We start from the raw sequence: 26,234 nt of genomic DNA, 5'->3' as shown, positions 1-26,234 counted from the left end.
GACTTCAATGAAAACAATCCGTAAAACCATATCAGTGCTCCTGCTCTCAGGAATCGGAATAATTTCCATTCAGGCGCAAGACAACAACTCGTCGCAAACATGGACATTGCGGCAATGTATCGACTATGCCATCGAGCATAATACAGGGATTCGCAAATCTGCCAACGATGCCGAAATAAGTAAAGTAGATGTGCATACCACCAAATGGGCACGTCTCCCGAATTTGAGTGGTAGTGCCAGCCAAAACTGGAGTTGGGGACGTACAGCCTCTCCGGTAGATAACTCATATAGCGATATCAATAGTGCCAATACAAGTTTCAGTTTAGGCACAAATGTACCTATATTCACCGGTTTGCAACTATCCAATCAATATTCACTGGCTAAACTGGATTTGAAAGCGGCCATTGAAGACCTCAATAAAGCCAAAGAAGATATTGCCATTAATGTCACCTCTGCCTATTTGCAGGTATTATTTAATCTGGAATTAAGTAAGGTTGCCCACAATCAGGTCGATTTAAGTAAAGACCAGCTAAAACGTATTCAAGGACTTTTCGGAGTAGGTAAAGCTTCCCCGTCTGAAGTGGCTGAAGCACAGGCTCGTGTAGCACAGGATGAAATGACCGCCGTACAAGCCGACAATAAATACAAATTATCACTGTTGGATCTTAGCCAACTCCTGGAACTCCCTACACCGGAAGGATTCGTTCTTGAGAATCCGAAAGAGGAATTGGAATTTACCCCTCTCACTCCACCGGATGATATTTATACGCAAGCACTTGCCTACAAACCAAGCATTAAATCGGCAGAATACAGATTGCAAGGTAGCATCAACAGTATTCGTATTGCACAAGGTAATTTCTATCCACAATTATCTTTCAGTGCAGGTTTGGGAAGTAATTATTATACAGTAAACGGCAAATCAGAAGGCGGCTTCGGCAATCAGATGAAAAACAATCTGAATAAATATGTAGGATTCAATCTTAGTGTTCCGCTCTTCAACCGTTTTTCTACACGTAATAAAGTACGGACAGCCCGCTTACTGCAGAACAATCTTACACTGCAACTTGACAATGCTAAAAAAACGCTCTACAAGGAAATTCAACAATCCTGGTACAATGCTTTGGCAGCAGAAAGCAAATATAATTCCAGTGAAGTAGCTGTGAAAGCTAATGAAGAATCTTTCCGGCTAATGAATGAGAAATTCAATAATGGTAAAGCTACTTTTGTAGAATATAACGAATCAAAGCTCAATCTGACAAAAGCGTTATCAGACAGGCTGCAAGCCAAATATGATTATTTGTTCTGCACAAAGATTTTAGATTTCTACAAAGGACAGATTATTGAATAACAAGAATCACACTTGAGCTTAACATAGTGATTCCCTTAAACATATCCGTTGGTTTATTCGTTATTATAGAAAGAACCAACGGATATGAACCATTTTATTATCTTAGTGATTCTGACGATTAGTAATGTATTTTTAGGAGTTGCTAAACCAATGAAAAATCAAGCAGAAATCTATCTCGCAGGGGGATGTTTTTGGGGAACTGAACATTTCCTGAAACAAATCAGAGGAGTAGAAAGTACTCAGGCAGGATATGCCAACAGTATTGTTGACAATCCAAGTTACGAACAGGTATGTTCGGGAAAGACCGATGCAGCCGAAACAGTGAAAGTGGTCTATGATCCCGAAGTCGTCAATTTGACTCTATTACTCGATTTGTATTTTAAAACAATCGACCCGACCAGCCTCAACCGACAAGGGAATGACCGTGGTACGCAGTACAGAACAGGGATTTATTATACCAATAAAGCCGATGTGCCTGTCATTAATCAGGCTGTTCAGGTACTGGCTACCCAATATAAGAGTCCGATTGCCATAGAAGTGAAGCCATTGACAAACTTTTATCCGGCAGAGAACTATCATCAGGATTATCTGGATAAGAATCCGAACGGATATTGCCATATCAATCCGGCTTTATTTGAAATGGCACGGAAAGCCAATGCCCTTCAAACGAAGAGTTATCAAAAGCCGGATGACGCTACTTTGCGGAAAAAGCTATCGGCAGAACAATATGCCGTAACTCAGAAGAGTGCAACGGAACCAGCTTTCCGGAATGAATATTGGAACGAGCATCGCCCGGGTATCTATGTTGATATTACTACTGGCGAGCCGTTGTTTGTTTCCACTGACAAGTTCGATTCGGGTTGCGGATGGCCTAGTTTCTCCAAGCCTATTCAAAAAGACTTGATTGCAGAGAAAAAAGATACTTCTTATGGAATGCTCCGGACAGAGGTACGCAGTAAAAGTGGTGACGCTCATTTGGGACATGTATTCACGGACGGCCCGAAGGACAAAGGCGGACTTCGCTATTGCATCAACAGTGCTTCACTTCGCTTTATCCCCAAAGAAAAGATGAAAGAAGAAGGTTATGGAGAATATTTGCCGCTCGTTAAATAAACGATACGTAGATAGACTGAAATAGATAAATGAACAGTTGTAGACTTATAAGTGAAATCGGGGCGGATAATATCCGTCCCGAAATCCAAGTTACGGGCAACGCCCGGAATAGTCTAACCGGCGAGAAGCCGGAGTCTAGTTCTCCTACCGCTGAGGAGCAATGATAATGATATTAATAATAAAGGAATAGGTTATCTTCTTGAACCGTTACCTCTTTCAGATGAACGGGAAGAGCTTGTGTTACTGCTTCTCGCACTTCCTGAAGAAGAACGTTTTTCTGTTTGTCCTCTGGAAACATTACTCCGGCTGGAACTGGTGCTACTGCTACTACGACTGGAGCTACCGGTTCTCCGACTGGAAGAACTATTTGTTCTTTCGGAACTCTTGTTTCTACTAGAGGAACTACTTTCACTTCGTCTACTTGAGCTTCCTGCTGAACTACTATTTGTACGTCCGCTTTCACGATTGGAACCTGAAGTAGTCGAGCTTCCACCTGTTGGTCTACGACTTGAGCCGGATGAGCTTGAATTCGTTTCCGGTCGACGATAGGAATTTCCCTCGCCTCTGTTATTGTTTCTATCAGGCTTAACCTCTTTATTCGGTTTTTCATTCCCGGACGGAGTCGACGGTCTGGTAGAAGTTGATGGTCTATGTTCTGTTCCGGGACGAGAACTTGTTGACGTTCCGGGACGAGAAGAACTACCGGGGCGTGAAGAATTGCCGGGACGTACAGCAACTCCCGGACGGGTAGGTGCATTATGCGGACGATTGGAAGAATTCGGACGGAAATGAACCGACCCAAAATCCGAACGGCGATAAGAATGATATACCCTCTCATCCCTCATCCGATGCGGCGTAGAATAATGGTGGAAATTATTATACCGCCCCCGATAATAACTTGTATGATGGATATACGGGCGATAATGTGCTCCACAATAGGTACGATAATGATAAGGTACTCCGAAATAGAACAAGCTACGATTCGGATAATTGATATAAACACGGAAATTCCATCTTCCTCCGGTTACGTATATCGGCCGATAAAAATAATCAGCTCCCATAAACCGGCGATACTGTACATCACTCAATACCCAACGAAGATCATCATTACGAATATCCAATGCTTCATAGTAATCATCCAATGCCCATTCATAGCCACGTGCCACATAATCCATTATATTACGGACAGAATAAATAAAGTCGTAATTAATCTCATATGCATCATTATATTGTTGAGTGCTCAGGCTCAATTCATATGCCATCTTATCCGTAAGAAAACGTGTCTCCTTACGCACTTTGCTGGTACTCATTCCAGCCATCACGGTCATACTGGCACCCAGACCGACAGCAAAGAGTAAAAACAGTATTCGTTTCATAATTCAATCTCCTATCATTTATTATTCTGATGATACTCCTTGATAAACTTACGCACCTCATCTTTATATATATTAGTGAATAAGATATCAATCACCTTGTTAAAATTCTGCTTATCCCTGACATACGGATACAACATCTTCATCACATCCACTTGTTCGGGAGTATCTTTTTCATAACTGTATCGTTTTAGTTAGTTAACCAATATCAACGTCTTCCGTAATTCTGCACAAACTCATTCATTTCATCCTTATTGGAAGAGAATGTCAACGTAGCAATGACCGTAAAGAAAGCCTCTTTGTCAACAATCCGGGGATACATCATCTTCATAATCTCCATCCGGTCATCATCAAAGGTATAAAGTTTCGTCAATTGAAGACATTGGCCTGAAGTGAAATCCGAACTTGTCAAAGCTGCATTTATCAATGCTATGCGGTCATCTTTAAAAGGTTCTTTCTTCACATTACCAAGAAATGTCTGAAAGAGTTGGTTGTCCATCACTCTGTCGTGGCGGTCGTAATCCGGGCGATGTCCACCATGTCCCGGGCGTCCGGGTCTGTTGTCCGGTCGTATTTCATCGCGTCCATCCACCACAATTTCCGTTACTCCGATTCCATTGAAATAAACATTGTCTTTATACAATCTCTCCCCTTTCCATACTCGTTCTCCCGGACGGGAAAAGCGGGTAGAATACACTTCAACGGTATAATATCCTGATTTCAAATTGGCCACGAAACAAGTGGTAGTCGGCATACACATCTGATTTCCGCCAAAGTAAACAAGAATCGGAGTGTTTCCACCGTCGATACGGATTCCGCTGATAGATTGCGCTTTTAAGGAAAGAGCAGCGAGCAGGATACAGAAACTTATTATTATCTTACGCATAGCATATCTAGTTTTTATTATTAATATCTTTATTCTTATACCACAAAAATAGGGTGAGGAAACTCCCCACCCCAATGATTCTCTCTATTCATATGTAGGGATTTCCCTATTCTGTTTAGGATTCCGCCAAAGTGATGCCATCCTCATGCAGGGAAATCAAACGTTTCTTATACAAGTCGCCCACTCCTTTCTTGAAGGTTTTCTTACTCACACCGAACGTATCATAAATATCTTCCGCCGGACTCTTATCATTCAGGCTGATTCGTCCACCCTGCTCCCTGATATAATCCAGCAATGTTTTCGCGAAATCATCAATCTTCTCGAAACCCGGTTTCTGAAGAATCAAGTCTACCTTACCATCTTCACGCACCTGTTTCACAAAAGCTTTCATCTCCATCCCTGTCTCCAACGAAGTGAATATTTCATTCTCATACAGCAAGCCGCTATACTTATTATCTATGATAGCCTTAAAGCCCAAGTCCGTTTTCTGCCAGATAAGGATATTCACTTCGTCACCCGAAGCATACTCCGGTTTGTCTTTCGACAGATAACGCTCCACCTTTGCCGAAGCCACGATACGATAACTCTCTTCGTCCAGATGCGCATGAATCACATATTTGCGTCCCACCTGCATCTTCATCTTCTGTTCCCTGAACGGGACAAACAAGTCCTTCATCAGTCCCCAGTTCAAAAAAGCCCCGTATTCATTCACCCACGATACTTCGAGACAAGCAAACTGACCGACCTGCACATACGGAGTCAACGTCGTCGCAATCAGCCTTTCATCCATATCCAGATAAAGAAAGACATTCAGAATGTCCCCTATCATGCAATCCTCGGGCACATAGCGGGTAGGCAACAAAATCTCACCCTCTTCTCCGCCGTCAAGATATACGCCGAAATCTACTTCCTTCACAACTTCAAGCTGATTATATTTTCCTAATTCGATGCTCATATTTTTAATCTACTCTGTTTTATTAGTCTTATTAAATACAAAGATAGTCTATTTTCAACAGAACTTTCTATCAAGTTACTATAACTTTTCGTTATCGGATAAAACTATTTGCTATGAACAATCAGGGCTGTAAAATGTTATCTTTGTAGCGGCAAAAAGAAAGATAAAATTATTCACCTTTAAATATATTAAGCTTTATGGAATTCTTAACCAACGAGAAACTTACGATTGTAGGAGCTGCCGGAATGATCGGCTCTAATATGGCACAAACAGCCATGATGATGAAACTCACTCCGAATATTTGCCTGTATGACCCGTTCGCTCCTGCTTTGGAAGGAGTGGCAGAAGAACTGTATCACTGCGGCTTCGAAGGTGTCAACCTTACTTATACGTCCGACATCAAGGAAGCATTGACCGGAGCATCGTATATCGTATCTTCCGGTGGAGCAGCCCGCAAAGCTGGTATGACCCGTGAAGATTTGCTGAAAGGAAACGCAGAGATTGCCGCCCAGTTTGGTAAAGACGTCCGTCAATATTGCCCGAATGTGAAACATATCGTTGTCATATTCAATCCGGCAGATATCACCGGTCTGATTACCTTATTATATTCAGGCTTGAAACCTTCACAGGTTTCTACCTTAGCTGCATTGGACAGCACCCGCCTACAGACTGAACTAGTGAAATACTTCCATATCCCCGCTTCCGACATCCAGAATTGCCGCACCTACGGCGGACATGGCGAACAAATGGCTGTATTCGCATCTACAACCAAAGTAAAAGGAGAACCGCTGACTGATTTCATCGGTACTACCCGTCTCCCGCTGACCGAATGGGAAGCACTGAAAGTACGTGTCATCCAAGGCGGAAAGCATATCATCGACCTTCGCGGACGTTCTTCTTTCCAAAGCCCGGCTTATCTTTCTATCGAAATGATTGCTGCCGCTATGGGCGGACAACCTTTCCGCTGGCCTGCCGGAACTTATGTTTCCAACGGCAAATTCGACCATATCATGATGGCAATGGAAACTTCAATCACTAAAGACGGTGTTACCTATAAAGAAGTAGCCGGAACTCCCGCCGAACAGCAGGAACTGGAAAAGAGCTACGAACATCTGTGCAAACTTCGTGACGAAGTGATTGAAATGGGAATTATCCCCGCTATCAAGGACTGGCATACGCTGAATCCTAACATCAAGTAAACATACAATATTAGCAGGAGGCCGGAACTCAACGATAATTCAGTTATCAGAGTTCCGGCTTTTTTATTCTACTGCAAAAAGATATGAAAAAGAAAATCTGAATTATCAATATTCGTAATGATAACAGGTATTTTTCACTTCAACATGATAAACAGCAGTTCCATATCCCATCCAGATGCCAAGTCCACCATTTATATTACCGGGCAAATTAGTCGTATTTGGAAATACCGGGTTACCACTATTGATTACTTCATTTTCATATTGGCTCCAAAAACGAAAGCCTTCTTCTGTGATTTGGGAGAAACAAATTCCCACTTTCTCACCGGGAATAAAGAAAGGAGTATACTTGTTGAGTTCCGTATGCCTAAATCCTCTGTAAACCTCAGCCTTCGCAACCGGCGGCACTAATATTTCATCAGAAAATGTCCCCATAAAAGCATTGTAATAATCATTATCTTTCTCTTCTACCCGGGTAAAAATCTTATAATAGTTAGCTTCGCCAGTTGGATCATTAAAATACGCAGTGGCCTGATAAAGCGTATCACACCCTTCGGTCGGCTGTAAACGTATACTATCCAGTAAAACCGGCTTGGGGATGGTGGTACGTGCGGTTATTTCTTTTCCCCGGTATATGACGGTCAATGTGTACACCTTGCCTACTTCTCCCCGTATCCGCGAACCTGTATAGACAAAATAAGGCAATCTGTCCTTATTCACTCTTCCCACCAGGATTTCTGTCCGGTCACCATCGCTTACAGTGACTTTAGCGCTAGTCACAGGCAGTTTAGAAACTGCTATACTATCCCATGTACTATTCAAAATCTTACTTTGAGAAAGGTAAACCTTGGCGAATCCATCCGCTTCAATACCACCTTCCACTACTACCTCCGATTCATAGTCGCTATCAAAATCCCAGTCCGGGTCGCATGATACTAAAGCCACAACCAAAACAACCACCCAACTATATAAAAGTACTTTCATCATCTTCAAAATTTAAATATATAACTGACTGAAGGCAACAGGCTATAAAGCGACATATTCTTTTTCTTGATAAGCAAACCAGCGTTATCTTTTGATGGCTTTACGTCCACTTGCACAAAAACCGGATTATGTCTCATGTAAGCATTGTAAAGCGACAGATTTATACAGCTGTTTTTCTTATGCCCCAACCAATAATTCACCGATAAGTCCATTCTGTGATAAGACGGCATACGACTACTGTTATACTCGTCATATACACAAACTGCATTCTCACCTATCATATACATAGCCCTCGGATACGTCACTGCATTACCCGAAGCATACACAAATGTCATGGAAAAATCCCAGTGATCATTCAGTGTATAATGAACCATTGCATTCACATTATGCCTCCGGTCATATTTGGCCGGAAACGTATTTCCCTCTCTCAATTCCGGAAATTTCCGGTCAGCCCAAGCAAGCGTATATCCAATCCAACCGTTCCAGCGTCCCCTACTTTTCCGCAACATCAGTTCCACGCCATAATTCTGCCCTTTCCCGAGCAACACATGGTCTTCAATCCGGTATGTCTGATTAAACATATCCAATAATCCACCGTTGAATATCGTCTGATGATAAAGCTTCCGGTAGTAACCTTCCAATAACAGTTCATAATCCCCACCCGGAAGCGGTTGCAAAAAAGAAACATCTAACGAATGGACTTTCTGTCCTGATATATCTTTCGTTGAGGGCATCCAAAAGTCAATAGGCAATCCGGCGCTCGACACGGTGATTTGATTCATATATTGTCTATTCAGTTGGTAAGAAAGACTCAATCTCCTGCCTTTCGGAAGTTCATATTCCAGTCGGAGACGGGGTTCCGCCCCACCATTATAACAGTCACCTTGTATGGCACCACTATAACGCATTCCCATATCCATAATCAGTTTTCCCCATTTCTTCTCCGCTTCGGCATACAAGGCAAATTCTTCCATTTCGCATCTGCCGGGATTTCCGGCATTAATTCCCTCGAAGATATTCACCGATTCAGGATATTGCGGACGAAGTATATGGTGAATAAAAGTTCCGCCCGATTTTATTTTCCATGTCCTCAAGCGCCAGTCTACATTTCCCATATATCCTATGTCTGTCAATCGTGAAGGCATAGTCATATTCAGTGAATTCTGATTAGCCCGCAGATTAGTGCGGTAGTGTGTCATGTAGATTCTTTGTGTCAGAGACACTTTTTCGCTATAGCAGTGTTCCCATTTCAAAGAAGCAATCGCATTGATCCACTGCATTTTGAAATCCACTTGGTATTGATGTTCTTTCAGTTTCAGCAAATCATTGCCGACATAACTATTCAGCACTATCTTATTTTTAGAATCCGGCTTCCACACGTAAGTGAGATTATAATCCTGAAATCCATAACGGAGCCTCGTATTATCTTCAAAACCACCCTCTATCAAAGAAATGACAGGATTTACATAAGTGACTCTCGCAGATAGGTAAAGCGCACTGTTTCGGGTTAACGGTATTCCTCCTGTAATTCTCGATGCCAATATGCCCACATTGCCGGACACGCTTGCCCGTTGCAAGACAGAATCACGTGGAGTCATTTCCACTACAGCAGCCAGTCTTCCACTACGGTCTGCCGGCTGATAAGATTTATTTAGTGAGAAAGAAGAAAAGTGATCGTTATTGAATATAGAAAAAAAGCCTAGCAAATGTGAGGAGTTATACACAGGCACACCGTCTATGCATATCAGGTTATGTCCCGGTTCGCTTCCGTGCACATAAAGTCCACCGTTCAGTTCGCCGGCAGTAGTCACACCCGGCAACAATTGAAAAGTTTTTATCGGGTCGCTGTCTCCCAGCATACGGGGCATGAAATTTACAGCATCCGGATCGAGTTTCCAATCACCTTTTGCAGTAAGCTGCAACACAGGCACTTTCCTAGAAGCCACTACTTCCACTTCCCGGATCTTCCAAATCGAATCGGTCCGGATAGTATCATCACCATGTATCTCCTTTTGGGCATATACACTTGTAACTATCACTGGCGCAAGCAGTACAAGTATGTATTTTATCACATCCAACTGATTTAATCTATAAAAAAGAAAGCCGAAGAAGAGAATCATTCCCTTCTTCGGTCTTATTCTATTTATTCACATTTATCTAATATACCCCATCCTTATTCTATAAATCCTTCAAAACTTCTAACCAATGCTTCAAAACTATCAGCCAAAGATTTAAATGGGCCGGAAGCTGCATCGAAGTAGTCTTCAAAGCTAATCAAAGACTCATCTTCAAACTGTAACAAAGGTTCGACATCCCAATATTCACGTTTTCCACCATATGAAGATGTATAATATATATAAGGTTGGAATGCTAAAATAGCAGATGGATTTTCACTTCCTCCGAATGCCAAGTTGCCATTAAGATATTTCTTATATACATCTGCAGTAGCCTGCGCAGCTTTCTGAGACTCTCCCCACATTTCAGTCTCAGTATAATACTGATCCTCAACTTGTTCAAGTTCGCTAGCTAAATTCTTGTAACTGCTACATTTCAAATCAACAGTTGCTTCATTCATTATAACCGCTTCTGCCCGGGCGTCATTAAAACGTTCATTTATATCCTCATTCACACCTTCATCCGCTGTCATATTACTACCATTCAAATAAGCTTCCCCCTTTACGGCTTCTGTACCTTTTATGTTTATTGAATAATTAGCTTTCACAACCTGAGGTGTTGCACTTACAGACGTAGATATTTTATAACCTTTAGCATCTACATTTACTGTTATGTCAGCTTTTCTTGGAGAGTTACTTACATTCGCAGTAGCAATATCAAGAGAAGTCAAAGTAGTTGAACCCAGTTTTATAGTAGCTGTTACTTTTGCAGGCACTTTCACAGTTACATCATCGTAAGTAAAGTCCGTAGTATTCCCCGTAGTTGCCACTCTTACTTCAGCATCCTGGTTTTCGTAAGCAAATTTCAGCACAAGTGCCGAAGCAGGCTCGGTACTGAGTTCCCATTCCTTTCTGCCAACATTATACGTATAAATACCATAATAATCACTAGCTTGATAGATATCATTACTGAAAGCTGCCATCGTATATACTTTAGCCATATCGCCATGAGAAGCGGCAACCAAAGATTGCACCGTTTGCTGTACATTTTCCTGAATTTCCAATGAACCTACTATCTCCGAAAAGTAATTCCCCACTTGTGCCAACTGTTTCTGGTCATCGGCATTCACTAGACCAATCAGTTTTTGTCCGATTTCACTTAGTTTTTCTTTACTCTGCTCTGCTGATAAAACTTCACCACCTGTCGGTCCATCATTATTGTCATCACTACATCCTGTGAATGCCATCATTGCCATTATTAGGCAAGGAATCAAAAAATACAATTTTCTTGTCATATCTATACACTTTTAAAATGTTATGTTTGCATATTTATAATTATGTTCTATCATAATATCCACAAAGTAACAATAATTAATACCGCAAATATAGGAATCTTTTATAGACTAAAAAAACAATTAAAATTAAAAAAGTGATTAAACAGATACTTTTGACACCTAAAGTTTAAAAAACAGTGATTATTGCGTCTAAATTAATCAATAACTACAAACTTCGGCCCACATAGTATCAAATACAGATTATTTTCGAGAAGAACATTCCGGGCAAATCCCCTTTAATACATAGTTAATGCTATGCAAAGCAAACCCTTTCGGCAAATCAATCACAGGAATATGCGTACCTTCCAGGCAGAATGTCTTGTGGCATTTCTCACAATAGAAATGTGAATGTAAATCCTGCACCACACAATTGCAGGAATTATCACAAACAGCATATTTCAACGAACCGCTTCCATCATCTATGCTATGTATCAGGTGATGAGACAAAAAGAGGGCTATTGTCCGGGAGATGGTTGATTTATCCACCGTATCCAGCAGAGTTTCCAAATCGAGCAATGATACCGCACGTTCAACTTCCATCATATTCTTTAGTATGAGAAGCCTTATTGCTGTCGGCTTGATATCTCTCCGTGCCAACTTATCCAAATAAATATTCTCTTCCATAGTCTCTTATTTTATCATTTTCTGTATTCTTACGGCATTCATAATGGCGAGCAGCGCAACACCGACGTCTGCAAAGACCGCTTCCCAAAGGGTAGCTATACCACCGGCTCCCAATATCAGTACGAGCAGTTTCACTCCGAATGCCAGTGAAACATTCTGCCAGATAATCCTGCGCGTCAGCTTTCCTACCTTTATGGCTTCGGCCACTTTAGAGGGCTGGTCTGTCTGTATCACGACATCAGCTGTTTCAATGGCCGCATCGCTACCCAATCCCCCCATGGCGATACCGACATGGCTCAACGCAAGTACCGGCGCGTCATTCATTCCGTCGCCGACAAATGCAATCTGATTCGTCCCGTCCTGCCGCAGTTCTTCCAAATGCCGCACTTTCCCTTCCGGCAACAAATCGCCATAAGCACTTGTGATACCGAGCTTTTCCGCAAAGTTAGTAACAATACTTTGTTTATCACCGGATAATATCTGAATGTTTTTGATATGCAACATTTTTAAATCATCAATAGCTTTCTTTGCATCATCTTTCAGTGTATCAGCCAGTAACAAATAACCTGCATAATCTGTTCCAATGGCGCAGACTACAATCGTATCGGTAATCTGTAATAACTCTGCCGGATATTCGATATTGAATTTGGATAGTAAACGACAGTTTCCGACCCATACCGGAGTTCCGTTAATCATTGCTTCCAAGCCGAATCCGGCAAATTCTTTTGTACCGGTGACCGGTAGCAGTTCTACGTTTTGCAGCTTTGCATAGTTCACGATGGCTTTAGCAATCGGATGCGTACTGTCACTCTCTACCGAAGCTAGCATTCCAATCAATTCCTTTTCTGAAATACCGGATGCGGATTTACACTCCTGCACTTCAAATGTTCCTTTAGTCAGAGTACCTGTTTTATCGAACACAACCGTGTTGATTTTAGTAATTGCATCCAGATAATTACCACCTTTGAATAAGATTCCCAAGCGGGAAGCAGCTCCGATGCCACCAAAATATCCTAGTGGAATACTTACTACCAAAGCACACGGGCACGAAATCACCAGGAAGACCAAGGCTCTGTACAGCCAGTCATTAAACACAAATGCAAACTGAGTATCAATGAATGAATAAACAAACGGAAGGAGTACGATCAATGCCGCCAGTCCTATAACAATAGGTGTATAGATACGTGCAAATTTACGGATAAACAATTCCGCCGGGGCTTTTCGCTCCGAAGCATTTTGCACAAGTTCCAATATCCGGGCAAGCGCACTCTTATCGAATGGTCTTGTCACCTTGATTCGAATCACTTTATCCGTCACAATCATTCCGGCAAGCACTTCTTCACCTTCGCGAATATTGCGGGGAACGCTTTCACCTGTCAATGCCGCCGTATTAAAAGCGGCGACTTCGTTGAGCATCACTCCGTCCAAAGGGACTCTCTCGCCTGATTTTATCTCTATAATCTCACCGACCTTTACATTCTTCGGGCTTTCTGTAATCAGACTGTTATCTCTCAATACCAAAGCCTTCTCCGGCCTTACATCCAATAAAGCACCGATATTACGTTTTGCTTTATCGACTGCCTTGTCCTGAAACAGTTCTCCAATGGTATAAAACAGCATCACAGCTACCCCCTCTGGATATTCACCAATATAGAAAGCTCCGATTGTGGCAACAATCATTAGAGTAAACTCACTGAAGCAGTCTTTCTCTTTCATGTTCTCCCATGCTTCTTTTATAACAGGGAGTCCAACGGGAAGATAAGCTACAATATACCAGATTAAGGCTACATACTCTTTATGAAAAAAAGAGAAATCCAGGGCATTCATTATAATACCACTTATCAGCAATATAAATGAAAGCCCTGCTTTCCAGTATTCTTGAAATATAGAATTCTTAACTTCAATTTCCTTTTCAGATGCACATCCGTGTGCACAGCAACTACAATGTCCCATATCTTTCATCTTTTAGTTACAACAAAGGTAGTGAATGATTCGTGCAACAAAGTTGCAAATTATCATGCAACAACAGATTACCTTACCTCAACAACCATTTCCAAACAGGCACGACTTCTATGCCCAGCTCATTTTCTGAAATAGTCCTTTCCTCATCCCAAGTAATGACAAAGGCTTTTTTGATACCAAAAACTTCCGACATTTTATATAAAGCCCTGACTTCCCGCTCCCGAGTAATCGGATCATCAATGCTATATGATACTTGTATAGCCATTTCTTCATCAGGAATATAAAAATCCACCTCAACACCCTTATTATAAAAGAAAACCCTATCTTCTTCTTTACCATACCGTTCTATCAGATTTACAGCCACGATATTCTCCAACAACTTAGTTTCGGCATTTATCAGAAAATTACTAAGCAATCCGTTATCATAAAAATACCTTTTACAACTAGACATACGTTCAGCTACTGAATCTGTAAAATTGGGGATGTTAAAAGTCAGATAAACATCATTCATATAAGTCAGATAATCCGCTAATGTATTACGGCTGATGCCACTACCTGAAGATTTTACAATATGCAATAACCGTGTCTGTGTAGTTGGCTGCATGACACTTTCAGCAAGTTTCCTTGCCAGCAGGCGGATAGCACCACTATTGCGAATCTCGTTACGTGCTATAATATCCCCCAACAGAATCTTTTGATATAGCGAATTAATCCATTCCCGTTTATCTGTCAGAGAGAATGTTTCGGCAAATCCACCGAAATGAAAATAGGTATTGAACAATTTAATGACTTCCAACCGTTGCTCCGGATCAAATTCCCAGTTTGTCTTCAAATGAATCTGATGAAAAGTCAGATACTCGGCAAATGAAAAGGGAAACACTTCCCGTATGATATATCGTCCGCCTAAAGTAGTTGCAATATCCTTACTAAGCATTTTCGCGTTGCTTCCGGTTATAAAAACCCTATATTTAGAATCAGCCAGTCTACGAGCGAATTTCTCCCATCCCTCAATATTTTGAATCTCATCAAGATAAATCAAGGGTTTGCGGTTATCATACATTTCAGTATAACACTCCAATAGAAGTCCCAGTTCTGAAGCTTCAATGGAAGAGATTCGTTCATCTTCAAAATTAATGTAAAGGCAATCTTCAAGCGTAGCTTTGCCCGATTTCACAAGATTCTGTATATCCTGATACATTTGATAAGATTTACCTGCCCGACGAATACCGACCAGAACATAATTCGCCTGCTCCTCAAAATATATAGGTCTCTCAACCAACTGAATCTTACCGATTTCTTGCTGACGTTCGGCTATAATTGCCTTTATTATCCGTTTTTCCATAAAACATGCTTTTTATATTGCACAAATATAGCAAATTTATGCTCAATATATTAAGCAACACCTTCTTTTTACCTATCGTAACAATCTTTTCCTATAGTTCTGTTCCAACAATAAAAGAAAGTAAGGCATTCATTATAATACCGCTTATCAGTGGTACAATAAATGAAAACCTTACTTTCCAATATTCTTGAATTTAAAATTCCTACCTTCAACCTATTTTTTAGAACATATATCCCAATGAAATCATCAGGTTTCTGTTCTTCATTCCCAAATCTTTTGCCACTTCTACCAAACCGAAGTCATAGCTTATAGCAACCTGATATTTCTTACTGAACTCAACACCCGCTTTCAAGCCAAGACCGAAATCGAACCGTTTAAATCCGTCATCGCCAAATATATCTTCGGATGCAGAGTTGCCACCAAACTCTCCTAAATCGACAAGATCACCATCAACCTTTGCTTTAGCCTTTCCAAACAAGCCGACAGCAATATAAGGGCCTGCACTACCAAACAATGCAAAATCATCATTCACAGCATATTTATAACCGATATGTACCGGTACTTCCAAATAATACGGATTCATTTTAAAACTTGCAAGTGAGCCTGCATCAATCTTCGCACCTTTTAGTGTCAACAACGCAGCAAAATCCATATATGCCCCGCTCGCTTCCTGAGACAACCCCAATTCGGCTTTTACACCTGCATGAAAACCTATCCTACTGTCAAAGCCGGTAATAGTGTATTTGCTGACATTCATACCTGCCATCACACCCCATTTCAGATTATCCTGCGCGTTGATACTCACTACACTCATCGCTACTAAAGCGAAAAATAACAGAATCTTTTTCATAAGAATAAATAATTTAATTATTGTTTAGAAATCATGTGCCACAAAATAGTAAGATTTTACAGAATATCAACAAATCTTGGATGAATATAATTACCTGTTGAAAAACAAATAAGTCGGACAATCATTAAAAGAGAAAACAATTGCCACAAAAAACTGAGGATTGATAAGAGCATGATTCAATTTATTGCTATCTTTGCACAGTCGTAGCGCGACTGCATTTTTATATTAAAAAAAAAGCGTTTAGCTGATTTCTGTGCCAATGAAAAGTCCAAAATAAAATCAACGCACATGAAACAGATAGATGCTCCCTGCAAATATGGCGGGGGGTGTTTCCTGTTTGTGCGTTTAGGGCTTGGACTCCCTCGTTTGCGGATAGGTAAATACCCTTCCGCTTTTTTTATGTCTATAAAATTGTAAGTCAAAAACATTATATTCATATGTTGTTACTTGTCTTTGACAAAATATTATTAAGAATTGGCTAAGACCCGGAGGGGGACGAACGGATTTATCCGAGAGTTCCCCTTATTTTTTGGAGGGAGCAAAAGCTACAAAACTAGGAATGCATATCATCAATAGATACCAAATCTCCTACAATAAAGTTTATAAAACGGTTCTTCGTCAAATTTGGTGGTAAGTTTTTCTCCGCTCATTTAACTAATTCAGTCAGTGCCTATATTTTCTTATGAAAGTAAATAAAAAGGGATAATTATTAACTTGGAAATAAAGAGATAAAGAATTTACCACCAAATTTGAAGAAGAACCTTTATATTCTTCTGTGTAGGAATCAAACGCAGGTTCTTCAGTTATACCTTTTTGGCGAAAAATTCTACGGATATATTCCTGCTGTTCAGGAGACAAATATTTCTCTTTCCGGTAAAAACGGTAATACATCCCGCGTCCGAAATATCCAAGCATTTGGCTTTTAAGCACTTCCGCATCCTTATGGGGCACGTTATCCAGCAAATGCTTAACTCCCCACGCCACCCGTATCTTCCGAACCGGCTTATAAAAAGAACAAGCGTTTGCATCTTCCGGAATACAATTGGGGTTTACCACAGACAGGGTGGGGTACTGATTGGTACTATGCATTGCCACCAAGCGATGCAGGCATTTTTCTCCTTTCGGACATTGGTTATTGAAGCAGTGGGTGAAACCACAGGGCACTGCCTGGTAGTCAAAATTTTCTTCCATTATCGTATTTTATTTTGCTTTCTTATTTGACAATACAAAGTTACAGCAAATTGATTAGTAAGACAATTTATATCGCATTTATTATTTTTCTAGGAAATACAATTGCACGTTATTGACTAAAAGCACACACACTCTGGTAACGATGGTTACTGTAACCACGGTTACCAACATTAAATCATTGATTTCGAGTATTTATAACAAAAAAGAAGAACTCAAAGAGCTAAAATAAATTCAGCAATTGGCATTCAAGGAAAATTTATGGGGTGACATCCGTAGCAGATGCACCCCATAAAATAATAGTATCAAGAGTTTTCTTCCCTGTCATGCCGGATAAACTCCAGCAATCTTTCCACTGCTTCTTCTTCGGGGATATTCTTCTCGACACAGACTTTGCCTTTATAAAGGCTGATCTTACCCCGTCCGGCACCTACATAACCGTAGTCAGCATCCGCCATTTCGCCGGGGCCGTTCACGATGCATCCCATGATACCGATCTTCAGTCCCGTAAGATGTGAAGTAGCCGCCTTGATGCGGGCAATTGTCTTTTCCAAATCGTAGAGCGTGCGTCCGCAACCGGGACAAGAGATATACTCTGTCTTGGAAGTACGGGTACGTCCGGCTTGCAGGATTCCGAAAGCGGTTGCGTCCACTACCGCATGGCTCAGGCTGCCTTGGTTGAACAGGAAGATGCCATCGCAAAGTCCGTCAAAAATCAAGGCGCCCATATCAGCGGCAGATTTTATTTGCAAATCCTCTGCGTTATCTTCAGCGTAATGTTGGAAGAAGACAACCGGGTTTTGCAAACCTTCCGTTGTCAGTTGGTGTACCAACGCACGGTGTTCGCCCAAACGGTTCGGGTGATTGCTTTGGGAAATGATGACTACTTCGGGGTGTTGCTTCAGGCAGGCTATTACTTCGTCCGTTTGTGCCATATAGGGCATAAACAGGAATTTGAGTTCTGCATTGCAGCCGCCCATCAGTGGCAGTTGCGCATGATTAAAAGCAGGCCAGGTGCCGGATTCCCCTTGCCATACGTCGGCATCGAGGATATATTCCACGCCCGCTTCCCGTTGTTCGGGCAAAGCGCGTCCGGCATAGATATAATCCGGGGTAAATTGGGGATTGACTTCCGTCTTTCCATCCATACGGTCGGCAATCACCACAGGGACGTGTTCACCACCGATATTGCGGACAGCTTTCGTCTTGCGGCGTTCGGGAGACAGATAATTGAAGTCCGGTGCTTCCAGTCCCGGGATATAAGGGTGGTTCTGCCTCAACAGGATATAATCCACCAGTTTGCGGGCTACGGGAATTTCCGCTTCGGGCGCTTCACTCAAAGATACACGGATGGTATCACCAAGTCCGTCGCTCAACAGCGCGCCGATGCCGAGAGCAGACTTGATACGTCCGTCTTCCCCGTCTCCGGCTTCCGTCACTCCGAGGTGCAGCGGGAAGGCCATGCCTTCTTTTTCCATCACGTCTACCAACAGGCGGACGGTTTTCACCATGACGACTGTATTGGACGCTTTGATAGAAATCACTACGTCGGTGAAGTTCTCTTCGACGCAGATACGGAGAAATTCCATGCAGGATTCTACCATTCCTGCGGGGGTGTCACCATAGCGTGACATGATGCGGTCGGACAAAGAGCCATGGTTCACTCCGATACGGATAGCCGTGTGGTTCTCCTTACAGATATTCAGGAAAGGGACAAACCGGTCGTGAATCTTGCGTATCTCCTGAGCGTACTCTTCATCTGTATATTCCAGTTTCTTAAAAGTACGCGCAGCATCTACGTAATTTCCCGGATTGATACGCACCTTTTCCGCATATTGAGCAGCTACATCGGCAACCTTCGGATTGAAATGCACATCGGCAACCAACGGAACCATATATCCCTGGCTGCGCAAACCGATGTTGATATTCATCAGGTTTTCCGCTTCCTTGATGCCCTGCGTTGTCAGGCGGACATATTCGCCACCCGCGTCAACAATTCGCTTTGCCTGTTCCACACAAGCCTGCGTATCCTGCGTAGACGTGTTGGTCATCGACTGGACACGAATAGAATTGGGGCCGCCCAACGGTACAGCCCCAATATTCACTTCTGTGGTTTCTCTTCGAAAATAATTGAATAGATCCATTAGTTCGTTTTATATTCAAACTTCACTTCTTTCAGTTCTTCGTTTGCTTTTACGATTTTCTTTTTCAGTCCTTCTTTGTAAGCAGCAAAAGCTTCGGCCAACTTCTCGTCACTCAATGCAAGCATCTGGATAGCCAGGATAGCCGCATTCATCGCGCCGTTGATGGCAACGGTGGCTACGGGAATGCCCGGAGGCATCTGAATGATAGAGTAAAGGGCGTCTACACCATCGAGAACGGAACCTTTTACGGGTACTCCGATGACGGGAAGCGTAGTGTTGGCCGCAATTACACCGGGAAGGGCGGCAGCCATTCCGGCAGCAGCGATAATCACTTTGATGCCACGGTTGCGGGCATTCTTGGCAAACTCTTCCACAGCCTCGGGCGTGCGGTGAGCAGAAAGTGCGTTCATTTCGAACGGTACATGCATATCATTCAGCAGTTGCGCAGCCTTCTCCATTACGGGAAGGTCGGACGTACTGCCCATGATGATACTTACAATTGGAGTCATTTCTTAATGATTAGTTTTTTAGCGATTAATATATTTAGATAACGTGCATGATTTTACTCAGCGATTAGCAGCCACAGCGCAGCTACTAATCACTAATCACTCATCCGTTAATCACTTCTTTATACCCTTCGGCATCCAGCAAGTCTTCTACGTCTTTCAGGTTTGCCGGCTTCATTTTAATCAGCCAGCCTTCGCCATAAGGATCCTTGTTCACCAGCTCCGGATTTTCTTCCAGCGTTTCGTTTTGTTCCATTACTTCACCCGCTACCGGCAGGAAAAGGTCGGAAATGGTTTTTACTACTTCGATGGTTCCGAAAACTTCGCCGGCTTCCAGCGCTTCACCGACAGTAGGTATATCTACGAATACAATATCCCCTAGCTGCTCTTGAGCGTAGTCTGTGATACCAACATAAGCAATGTCTCCTTCAACGCGAATCCATTCGTGTTCGTTCGTGTACTTCAAATTCTGTGGAAAGTCCATAATAATTAGTTTTTAGGATTTATACTGTTTTAAAACAAAAATATTCGAAATAAGAAATTACTCATCGGATGAAGCACCAGAAGGGCGCATACCAGACCGACAGCAAAGCCGGAAAGCACCTCACCCAACGTATGATGTCCCAAGATGATACGGGCTGAACCGAGTATGCCGGCTATCAGGATAAACAGGCATAACCAGCCTACCGGATTATAACCGAACAGGGCACTGAAAGAAACCAGTCCTCCTATCACTCCACCCATTCCGGCCATATGTTCGCTCAGTTTCCATTTCAGATTGACTGCAATGCAAATGACAGATACCACCAGAGAAGCGAGGATAATGCCCGTCATATACCAGGGTATATTCAGTTTGCGCATCATCAACAGGCAGAATACATAGGAGATGATAGTCAGCAGGATAGGTATATAGCGTTTCTTACGTTCGCTCAATTCCTGGCGGTCAAAACCATTTATCTTGCGAAACAGGAAAATGGTGATGGTAGGTGTCAGTATGGTGAAGCAGTAAACGATTCCCAATACAATCAACTTATACACCATCGGCATGATGCGCAGATAAGAAAACAGGAATAACACCAGAAACGACAAAAACGGAATAGAAAATGGGGTAAACAATATCGAAGTGACCCTCGCCACCTGCAACATTGACTTATCCGCTATGATATGCTCTCTTTCTCTGTCCACTTCTTTTTTAATTACTGATTATTAATTGCAAATTATAACTCTCGTTCCTTATAATATCAATTGTCCATTCTTATTTCCTAAGCCGCTATTTCCGAAGCCGCGCCACCGGTATATTCAGTTGTTGGCGGTATTTGGCTACTGTCCGGCGGGCAATGGGGTATCCTTTTTCTTTCAGGATTTCTGCCAGTTCATCATCGGTCAGCGGCTTCTTCTTGTCCTCGCCGTCGATACATTCTTTCAGAATCTTACGGATTTCGCGGACGGACATTTCTTCTCCGTCTTCCGTGGTATATCCGTCGCTGAAAAAGAATTTAAGCGGATAGATGCCGTAATTCGTCTGCACATATTTGCTGTTGCTGACACGGGAGATGGTTGATATATCCAGTCCGGTACGTTCGGCTACGTCTTTCAGAATCATTGGCTTCAACAGCGACTCGTCTCCGTCGATGAAAAACGGCCGTTGCAGGTCGATGATTGCCTGCATGGTGGTCATCAGCGTATTCTGACGTTGCTTGACAGCGTCGATGAATCCTTGTGCCGCGTCCATTTTCTGCTTCAGGAACATCATCGCTTCCTTGGATTCTTTGGACTGGTTGGCTTTATTCCTGGTATGTTCTTCCACCATTTCCGTAAAGTCACGGCTCATGCGGAGTTCGGGGACGTTGCGGTTATTGAGACTTATATTGATCGTTCCGTCATCATAGGTTTCTACGATAAAGTCGGGAATTATCTGCTGAAGATTTCTGCCGATGGTTTCGCCCAAAGAAGCACCGGGACGGGGATTCAGTCTGGTGATTTCGCAGATGGCTTCATTGAATGTTTCTTCGTCAACATCCAGTTTCTTTATGATTTTCTCCCAATGTTTGCGGGTGAACTCTTCGTAGCAGTCACGGACGATGCGTTCTTCGAGGTCGAGTATGGGATCGGGAGTTCTTTCCGCCTCTTTCTTCCGGTCAATCTGTATCAACAGACATTCCTGAAGGCTACGGGCGCCGATACCTGCCGGGTCAAAGTCCTGCAAGATGCACAATGCTTCTTCGAGCTCTTCTTCAGTGGATTCTATACCGGCATAAATGGCCAGTTCGTCACAGATGCTTTCCAGAGATTTACGGAGCAAGCCGTCGTCATCCAATGATCCAATCAGGTATTCTACCAGGTCGCATTGATGTTCTGTCAAATTCCGTTCACGGAGTTGCTCTTTCAATATTTCATAAAAGGAAGTGGTGTCGGAGAAGGGTATATCTTCCGCCTGCTCGTCTTTCGAGCGGTTATTCTCTTGCAGTTTATAATCGGGAATATCGTCTTCGGTGAGATAGTCACCTAAAGAATCATAGTCATTGGCATCATTCTCCATGCCGTCTTCCGCGCTGTCGGCATCGGTATATTCATCGGCGGCATTATCTTCTTTGCCTTCTTCAAGAGCCGGATTTTCAAGCAGTTCGGCATGAATACGGTCTTCCAGCTCTACTGCGGGAAGCTCCAACAATTTCACGACGAGAATCTGCTGGGGCGATAGCGTCTGTATCTGCTGTTGCGCCTGAGATTGTATTTGACGGGAACCTTGTGCCATATTCGTTTTTGCTTTCTATCGTTTCTCGCTACAAAAGTAACTTTTTAACCAGAGATTACACAGATTAAGGGGATTATTTTTAATCCTATAACACAAAATTCGTTATCTTTGTTGCACGAACTTAAAAAATAGAACCATATGTTTGCCAAAGAAACGTATATGCAGCGGAGAGCCCTGCTGAAAAAGAATATAGGCTCTGGAGTATTGTTATTTCTTGGAAATGACGAGTGCGGACTGAATTACGAGGATAACACGTTCCGTTATCGGCAGGATTCAACATTTCTTTATTACTTCGGGCTTTCTTGCGCCGGACTTTCGGCAATCATAGATATTGACGAAGACAAGGAAATTATTTTCGGCGACGAGCTTTCGATTGACGCTATCGTGTGGATGGGTTCTCAGCCGACGTTGCGTGACAAGTGCGAACGTGTAGGCGTGGCTGATTTAATGCCGTCCGCTGAAATTGTAAGTTATCTTCACAAGTGCGTGCAGAAAGGAAAAGCAGTTCATTATCTGCCGCCTTACCGTCCCGAACATAAATTGAAACTGATGGATTGGCTGGGTGTTCCGCCTGCGCGTCAGGAGGGGTCTGTTCCTTTTATTCGCGCTGTCATTGCTCAACGTAATTATAAATCGGCAGAAGAAATCGTAGAGATAGAAAAGGCTTGCGACGTGACTGCCGATATGCATATCACTGCCATGAAGGTGCTTCGCCCGGGGATGTATGAATATGAAATAGTAGCGGAAATGAACCGGGTGGCGGAAGCTAACAACTGCCAGCTCTCTTTTGCCACAATTGCAACAATCAACGGACAGACATTGCACAACCATTATCATGGAAATAAAGTGAAACCGGGTGACTTGTTCCTGATTGATGCCGGTGCGGAAGTCGAATCGGGTTATGCAGGTGATATGTCGTCTACGGTTCCTGCCGATAAGAAATTTACTACCCGGCAGCGTGAAGTTTATGAAATTCAGAATGCGATGCATCTGGAATCGGTGAAAGCTCTCCGTCCGGGGATTCCTTATATGGAAGTTTATGAATTGTCCGCCCGTGTGATGGTAGAGGGAATGAAGGCGCTTGGATTGATGAAAGGAGATGCGGAGAGCGCGGTTCGCGAAGGCGCTCACGCCTTGTTCTATCCGCATGGATTAGGTCATATGATGGGACTGGACGTGCATGATATGGAGAACCTGGGAGAGATATGGGTAGGATATAACGGTCAGCCGAAGAGTACGCAGTTCGGTCGCAAGTCACAGCGTCTTGCCATTCCATTGGAACCGGGATTTGTGCATACCGTAGAACCGGGAATTTACTTTATTCCCGAACTGATTGATATGTGGAAAGCGGAAAAGAAGTTTACCGATTTCATCAATTACGATGTGGTGGAGACTTACAAAGATTTCGGCGGCATCCGCAATGAAGAAGATTATCTGATTACTGAAACCGGAGCTCGCAGACTGGGTAAGAAAATACCTTTGACTCCGGAAGAAGTGGAAGCCTTAAGATGAACAGCACCATGAAGAAACTATTCTTATCCGTATGTCTGTTGTTGGTAACCTTGCTATCTGCCGTAGCCGAAAACTATCCTTATAGAAGCGATGTACTTTGGGTTACCGTTCCCAACCATGCCGACTGGATTTATAAGACAGGAGAAAAAGCGACCGTGGAAGTACAATTCTATAAATATGGTATCCCCGGAGATAACGTAGTTGTCAACTATGAAACAGGCGGGGATTTGATGCCGGCCGATACAAAGGGAAGTGTTACGCTTAAAAACGGCAGGGCCGTAATACCCATCGGCACAATGAAAGAACCCGGATTCCGCGATTGCCGCCTGAAAACAACAGTAGACGGAAAAACATATTCGCATCATGTAAAAGTAGGTTTCTCACCGGAAAAGCTGAAGCCCTATACGACCATGCCCGCCGATTTCAACGATTTTTGGGAAAAGGCCAAAGCAGAGCAAAAAGAGTTTCCGCTGACTTACACCAAAGAGCACGTAGAAAAGTATTCTACGGACAAAATAGATTGTTATCTCGTGAAATTACAACTGAATAAAGGCGGTCAATGCGTCTATGGTTATTTATTCTATCCCAAGAAAGAAGGAAAATTTCCTGTGGTATTGTGTCCTCCGGGAGCGGGCATCAAAACGATTAAAGACCCGATGCGCCATAAATATTATGCGGAACAAGGCTGCATCCGCTTTGAAATTGAGATACATGGTCTTAATCCGGAAATGAGTGAACAGGAATTTAAAGAAATCAGCAACGCGTTCAACGGCAGGGAGAACGGTTATTTAACCAACGGCCTGGACAACCCTGACAATTATTATATGAAACGGGTATATCTGGCTTGCGTCCGCAGCATTGACTTGCTGACTTCCCTGCCTGAATGGGACGGCAAGAATGTGATTGTCCAAGGTGGCAGCCAGGGCGGTGCATTAGCGTTAATCACTGCCGGACTTGACCAGCGTGTCACCGCTTGCGTTGCCAACCATCCTGCATTAAGTGACATGGCGGGATACAAGGCCGGACGTGCCGGCGGTTATCCGCACTTTTTCAGAAGAGCAACAGGCATGGATACGCCTGAAAAGATAAAGACAATGGCTTATTACGATGTAGTGAACTTCGCAAAACTAATCAAAGCGGACACTTACATGACATGGGGATTCAACGATGATGTATGCCCGCCGACAACCAGTTATATTGTATATAATGCATTGAACTGTCCGAAAGAGGCATTGATTACTCCGATTAACGAGCATTGGACTTCAAGTGATACTGAATACGGGCATTTGCTTTGGATAAAGAAGCATTTGAAATAAAGTCTTAAAAATAAAAATCAGCCAGCCATAATAATATTTTTAGGCACGGATTACACGGATTTCACGGTTCCAATTCATTAAAAACCGTGTTATCCGTGTAATCCGTGCCTAAGAAAAATCCTAAGAAGTCTCGACAATCTTTAATTCCAATCGTCTTACTTATTTTTTAATCGTCCCAATCGGACAAAGGCAATGTTTTCTTTCCGTACCACTTCATCCACGCATACGATTTTCTTTTCCTTATATAAAGTGAGTCGCCACAATTTTCTATCGCTTCCCAATCGAAAACAGAATGAGGACGGAATGACTTTTCCAGCCAGTAAAACACATGGTAAGTCATGAAAGGCAGTATCATCCACCACCATGAATACACTAATGACAAGACTAAGGCAGGAAACAGTGTTAAAAGGAAACATTCCCAAAACTGCCTTGCATGAATCCGTAGTTCCATATCTTCCCAAATTTCCAAATACTTATATCGGGTAAAGAAAAAACCACTAAACATAAAATAATGACTCTTATTCTTCCCTTTTCCTAAGAACCATTTTGCTAAAAGATTATTGTAAAAAATCATATTCTCTCTCTTTATTGTTGCATGTAAATTCATAACGGATAAAACAAGCAAAAGTTCAATGTTTTAAAGTTTAATAGAACGTTCAGCCGCTCTTTTTCGAAAATAGAATCTAATTATCATCTATTTTGTATTTCTTTTGTGTTTTTACAGTACAAAAA

Annotated in this window: 23 protein-coding genes and 1 pseudogene; 6 read left to right on the top strand and 18 right to left on the bottom strand. The window is 42.5% G+C overall.

The genetic code is table 11. The annotated features are described in order from the left end of the window. The first annotated feature begins 7 nt into the window (after positions 1 to 7). Both BQ7997_RS04085 and msrB read left to right on the top strand, forming a co-directional pair. Positions 8 to 1,348 carry a TolC family protein gene (locus BQ7997_RS04085; RefSeq protein WP_073343823.1) on the top strand — a complete coding sequence of 447 codons (1,341 nt, stop codon included), beginning with the start codon at positions 8 to 10 and terminating at the stop codon, positions 1,346 to 1,348. A gap of 84 nt (positions 1,349 to 1,432) precedes the next feature. After that, a complete protein-coding gene (gene msrB / locus BQ7997_RS04080) occupies positions 1,433 to 2,461 on the top strand; it encodes a peptide-methionine (R)-S-oxide reductase MsrB (protein ID WP_073343820.1) in 1,029 nt (342 codons plus the stop codon). A gap of 191 nt (positions 2,462 to 2,652) precedes the next feature. On the opposite strand, the gene BQ7997_RS04075 is transcribed toward msrB, so the two are convergent. From BQ7997_RS04075 to BQ7997_RS04060, 4 genes are all read right to left on the bottom strand, one after another. After that, positions 2,653 to 3,837, bottom strand: a complete 1,185-nt coding sequence (locus BQ7997_RS04075; protein ID WP_073343817.1) for a hypothetical protein — start codon at positions 3,835 to 3,837, stop codon at positions 2,653 to 2,655. A 14-nt stretch (positions 3,838 to 3,851) separates the two neighbouring features. Then, positions 3,852 to 3,983 carry a DUF4476 domain-containing protein gene (locus BQ7997_RS04070; RefSeq protein ID WP_262481142.1) on the bottom strand — a complete coding sequence of 44 codons (132 nt, stop codon included), beginning with the start codon at positions 3,981 to 3,983 and terminating at the stop codon, positions 3,852 to 3,854. 59 nt (positions 3,984 to 4,042) lie between these two features. Next, a complete protein-coding gene (locus BQ7997_RS04065) occupies positions 4,043 to 4,720 on the bottom strand; it encodes a proline and serine-rich protein 1 family protein (RefSeq protein ID WP_073343815.1) in 678 nt (225 codons plus the stop codon). Positions 4,721 to 4,835: 115 nt separating this feature from the next. Next, entirely contained in the window at positions 4,836 to 5,675 is an 840-nt protein-coding gene (locus tag BQ7997_RS04060; RefSeq protein ID WP_073343812.1) for a CvfB family protein, read from the bottom strand. Positions 5,676 to 5,872: 197 nt separating this feature from the next. Between BQ7997_RS04060 and BQ7997_RS04055 the strand changes: the two genes are divergently transcribed. Then, a complete protein-coding gene (locus tag BQ7997_RS04055) occupies positions 5,873 to 6,874 on the top strand; it encodes a malate dehydrogenase (RefSeq protein ID WP_073343809.1) in 1,002 nt (333 codons plus the stop codon). A gap of 105 nt (positions 6,875 to 6,979) precedes the next feature. On the opposite strand, the gene BQ7997_RS04050 is transcribed toward BQ7997_RS04055, so the two are convergent. The 7 genes from BQ7997_RS04050 to BQ7997_RS04020 all read right to left on the bottom strand — a co-directional run bounded on the left by BQ7997_RS04050 (position 6,980) and on the right by BQ7997_RS04020 (position 16,081). Continuing rightward, positions 6,980 to 7,858, bottom strand: coding sequence for a DUF4249 family protein (locus BQ7997_RS04050; RefSeq protein WP_083589163.1), 879 nt, complete (start codon positions 7,856 to 7,858; stop codon positions 6,980 to 6,982). 2 nt (positions 7,859 to 7,860) lie between these two features. Further along, on the bottom strand, positions 7,861 to 9,927 hold the full coding sequence (locus BQ7997_RS04045) for a TonB-dependent receptor plug domain-containing protein (protein ID WP_159436741.1): 2,067 nt from the start codon (positions 9,925 to 9,927) through the stop codon (positions 7,861 to 7,863). A gap of 101 nt (positions 9,928 to 10,028) precedes the next feature. After that, a complete protein-coding gene (locus BQ7997_RS04040; protein WP_139260883.1) occupies positions 10,029 to 11,264 on the bottom strand; it encodes a hypothetical protein in 1,236 nt (411 codons plus the stop codon). A gap of 240 nt (positions 11,265 to 11,504) precedes the next feature. After that, a complete protein-coding gene (locus BQ7997_RS04035) occupies positions 11,505 to 11,927 on the bottom strand; it encodes a Fur family transcriptional regulator (protein ID WP_022139419.1) in 423 nt (140 codons plus the stop codon). 6 nt (positions 11,928 to 11,933) lie between these two features. Continuing rightward, positions 11,934 to 13,880 carry a heavy metal translocating P-type ATPase gene (locus BQ7997_RS04030; protein ID WP_073344761.1) on the bottom strand — a complete coding sequence of 649 codons (1,947 nt, stop codon included), beginning with the start codon at positions 13,878 to 13,880 and terminating at the stop codon, positions 11,934 to 11,936. An 82-nt stretch (positions 13,881 to 13,962) separates the two neighbouring features. Beyond that, positions 13,963 to 15,231, bottom strand: coding sequence for an ATP-binding protein (locus tag BQ7997_RS04025; protein WP_073343799.1), 1,269 nt, complete (start codon positions 15,229 to 15,231; stop codon positions 13,963 to 13,965). A 220-nt stretch (positions 15,232 to 15,451) separates the two neighbouring features. Next, positions 15,452 to 16,081 carry a porin family protein gene (locus tag BQ7997_RS04020; protein ID WP_073343796.1) on the bottom strand — a complete coding sequence of 210 codons (630 nt, stop codon included), beginning with the start codon at positions 16,079 to 16,081 and terminating at the stop codon, positions 15,452 to 15,454. Between the two features lie 288 nt (positions 16,082 to 16,369). Between BQ7997_RS04020 and BQ7997_RS26005 the strand changes: the two genes are divergently transcribed. After that, complete coding sequence (locus BQ7997_RS26005) at positions 16,370 to 16,498, top strand: hypothetical protein (protein WP_022139422.1); 129 nt, start codon at positions 16,370 to 16,372, stop codon at positions 16,496 to 16,498. Between the two features lie 345 nt (positions 16,499 to 16,843). On the opposite strand, the pseudogene BQ7997_RS04015 reads toward BQ7997_RS26005, so the two are convergent. The 6 genes and pseudogenes from BQ7997_RS04015 to rpoN form a co-directional block, all read right to left on the bottom strand. Further along, positions 16,844 to 17,272, bottom strand: a pseudogene (locus BQ7997_RS04015) (DUF6078 family protein); the annotation flags it as partial. A gap of 302 nt (positions 17,273 to 17,574) precedes the next feature. Continuing rightward, positions 17,575 to 19,413, bottom strand: coding sequence for a 4-hydroxy-3-methylbut-2-en-1-yl diphosphate synthase (locus BQ7997_RS04010; protein ID WP_073343793.1), 1,839 nt, complete (start codon positions 19,411 to 19,413; stop codon positions 17,575 to 17,577). After that, on the bottom strand, positions 19,413 to 19,922 hold the full coding sequence (gene purE, locus BQ7997_RS04005; RefSeq protein ID WP_004296231.1) for a 5-(carboxyamino)imidazole ribonucleotide mutase: 510 nt from the start codon (positions 19,920 to 19,922) through the stop codon (positions 19,413 to 19,415). The genes BQ7997_RS04010 and purE overlap by 1 nt, the downstream gene beginning before the upstream one ends. Positions 19,923 to 20,022: 100 nt before the next feature. Then, the gene (gene gcvH / locus BQ7997_RS04000) at positions 20,023 to 20,403 is read right to left on the bottom strand and encodes a glycine cleavage system protein GcvH (protein ID WP_022139425.1); all 381 of its coding nucleotides are present in this window, start codon (positions 20,401 to 20,403) and stop codon (positions 20,023 to 20,025) included. Between the two features lie 29 nt (positions 20,404 to 20,432). Next, the gene (locus BQ7997_RS03995) at positions 20,433 to 21,104 is read right to left on the bottom strand and encodes a phosphatase PAP2 family protein (protein ID WP_022139426.1); all 672 of its coding nucleotides are present in this window, start codon (positions 21,102 to 21,104) and stop codon (positions 20,433 to 20,435) included. Positions 21,105 to 21,189: 85 nt separating this feature from the next. Continuing rightward, positions 21,190 to 22,674, bottom strand: coding sequence for an RNA polymerase factor sigma-54 (rpoN, locus tag BQ7997_RS03990; RefSeq protein ID WP_073343790.1), 1,485 nt, complete (start codon positions 22,672 to 22,674; stop codon positions 21,190 to 21,192). 138 nt (positions 22,675 to 22,812) lie between these two features. Between rpoN and BQ7997_RS03985 the strand changes: the two genes are divergently transcribed. Both BQ7997_RS03985 and BQ7997_RS03980 read left to right on the top strand, forming a co-directional pair. Then, positions 22,813 to 24,186 carry an aminopeptidase P family protein gene (locus BQ7997_RS03985; protein WP_073343788.1) on the top strand — a complete coding sequence of 458 codons (1,374 nt, stop codon included), beginning with the start codon at positions 22,813 to 22,815 and terminating at the stop codon, positions 24,184 to 24,186. Between the two features lie 8 nt (positions 24,187 to 24,194). Continuing rightward, positions 24,195 to 25,502, top strand: a complete 1,308-nt coding sequence (locus tag BQ7997_RS03980; protein WP_073344758.1) for an acetylxylan esterase — start codon at positions 24,195 to 24,197, stop codon at positions 25,500 to 25,502. A gap of 166 nt (positions 25,503 to 25,668) precedes the next feature. Here the strand turns inward: BQ7997_RS03980 and BQ7997_RS03975 are convergent, their stop codons facing one another. Continuing rightward, positions 25,669 to 26,076: a hypothetical protein gene (locus BQ7997_RS03975; RefSeq protein WP_073344756.1), complete on the bottom strand. Its 408-nt coding sequence runs from the start codon at positions 26,074 to 26,076 to the stop codon at positions 25,669 to 25,671. Between the last annotated feature and the right edge of the window lie 158 nt (positions 26,077 to 26,234).

The sequence above is a fragment of the Bacteroides congonensis genome (assembly GCF_900130125.1).
In the GTDB taxonomy this organism is placed as follows: domain Bacteria; phylum Bacteroidota; class Bacteroidia; order Bacteroidales; family Bacteroidaceae; genus Bacteroides; species Bacteroides congonensis.
Note: the sequence above shows the minus strand (reverse complement) of the source record. Positions and strands in the feature narration are given on the sequence as shown.

Coding starts and splice junctions, on each gene's coding strand:
- BQ7997_RS04030 (WP_073344761.1), bottom strand. CDS start 13,880: ATGGGACATTGTAGTTGCTGTGCACACGGATGTGCATCTGAAAAGGAA.
- purE (WP_004296231.1), bottom strand. CDS start 19,922: ATGACTCCAATTGTAAGTATCATCATGGGCAGTACGTCCGACCTTCCC.
- gcvH (WP_022139425.1), bottom strand. CDS start 20,403: ATGGACTTTCCACAGAATTTGAAGTACACGAACGAACACGAATGGATT.
- BQ7997_RS04085 (WP_073343823.1), top strand. CDS start 8: ATGAAAACAATCCGTAAAACCATATCAGTGCTCCTGCTCTCAGGAATC.
- BQ7997_RS04040 (WP_139260883.1), bottom strand. CDS start 11,264: ATGACAAGAAAATTGTATTTTTTGATTCCTTGCCTAATAATGGCAATG.
- BQ7997_RS04055 (WP_073343809.1), top strand. CDS start 5,873: ATGGAATTCTTAACCAACGAGAAACTTACGATTGTAGGAGCTGCCGGA.
- BQ7997_RS04050 (WP_083589163.1), bottom strand. CDS start 7,858: ATGATGAAAGTACTTTTATATAGTTGGGTGGTTGTTTTGGTTGTGGCT.
- BQ7997_RS04025 (WP_073343799.1), bottom strand. CDS start 15,231: ATGGAAAAACGGATAATAAAGGCAATTATAGCCGAACGTCAGCAAGAA.
- BQ7997_RS03985 (WP_073343788.1), top strand. CDS start 22,813: ATGTTTGCCAAAGAAACGTATATGCAGCGGAGAGCCCTGCTGAAAAAG.
- BQ7997_RS04020 (WP_073343796.1), bottom strand. CDS start 16,081: ATGAAAAAGATTCTGTTATTTTTCGCTTTAGTAGCGATGAGTGTAGTG.
- BQ7997_RS04075 (WP_073343817.1), bottom strand. CDS start 3,837: ATGAAACGAATACTGTTTTTACTCTTTGCTGTCGGTCTGGGTGCCAGT.
- BQ7997_RS04035 (WP_022139419.1), bottom strand. CDS start 11,927: ATGGAAGAGAATATTTATTTGGATAAGTTGGCACGGAGAGATATCAAG.
- BQ7997_RS03980 (WP_073344758.1), top strand. CDS start 24,195: ATGAAGAAACTATTCTTATCCGTATGTCTGTTGTTGGTAACCTTGCTA.
- BQ7997_RS04065 (WP_073343815.1), bottom strand. CDS start 4,720: ATGCGTAAGATAATAATAAGTTTCTGTATCCTGCTCGCTGCTCTTTCC.
- rpoN (WP_073343790.1), bottom strand. CDS start 22,674: ATGGCACAAGGTTCCCGTCAAATACAATCTCAGGCGCAACAGCAGATA.
- BQ7997_RS26005 (WP_022139422.1), top strand. CDS start 16,370: ATGAAACAGATAGATGCTCCCTGCAAATATGGCGGGGGGTGTTTCCTG.
- BQ7997_RS04010 (WP_073343793.1), bottom strand. CDS start 19,413: ATGGATCTATTCAATTATTTTCGAAGAGAAACCACAGAAGTGAATATT.
- BQ7997_RS04060 (WP_073343812.1), bottom strand. CDS start 5,675: ATGAGCATCGAATTAGGAAAATATAATCAGCTTGAAGTTGTGAAGGAA.
- msrB (WP_073343820.1), top strand. CDS start 1,433: ATGAACCATTTTATTATCTTAGTGATTCTGACGATTAGTAATGTATTT.
- BQ7997_RS03975 (WP_073344756.1), bottom strand. CDS start 26,076: ATGATTTTTTACAATAATCTTTTAGCAAAATGGTTCTTAGGAAAAGGG.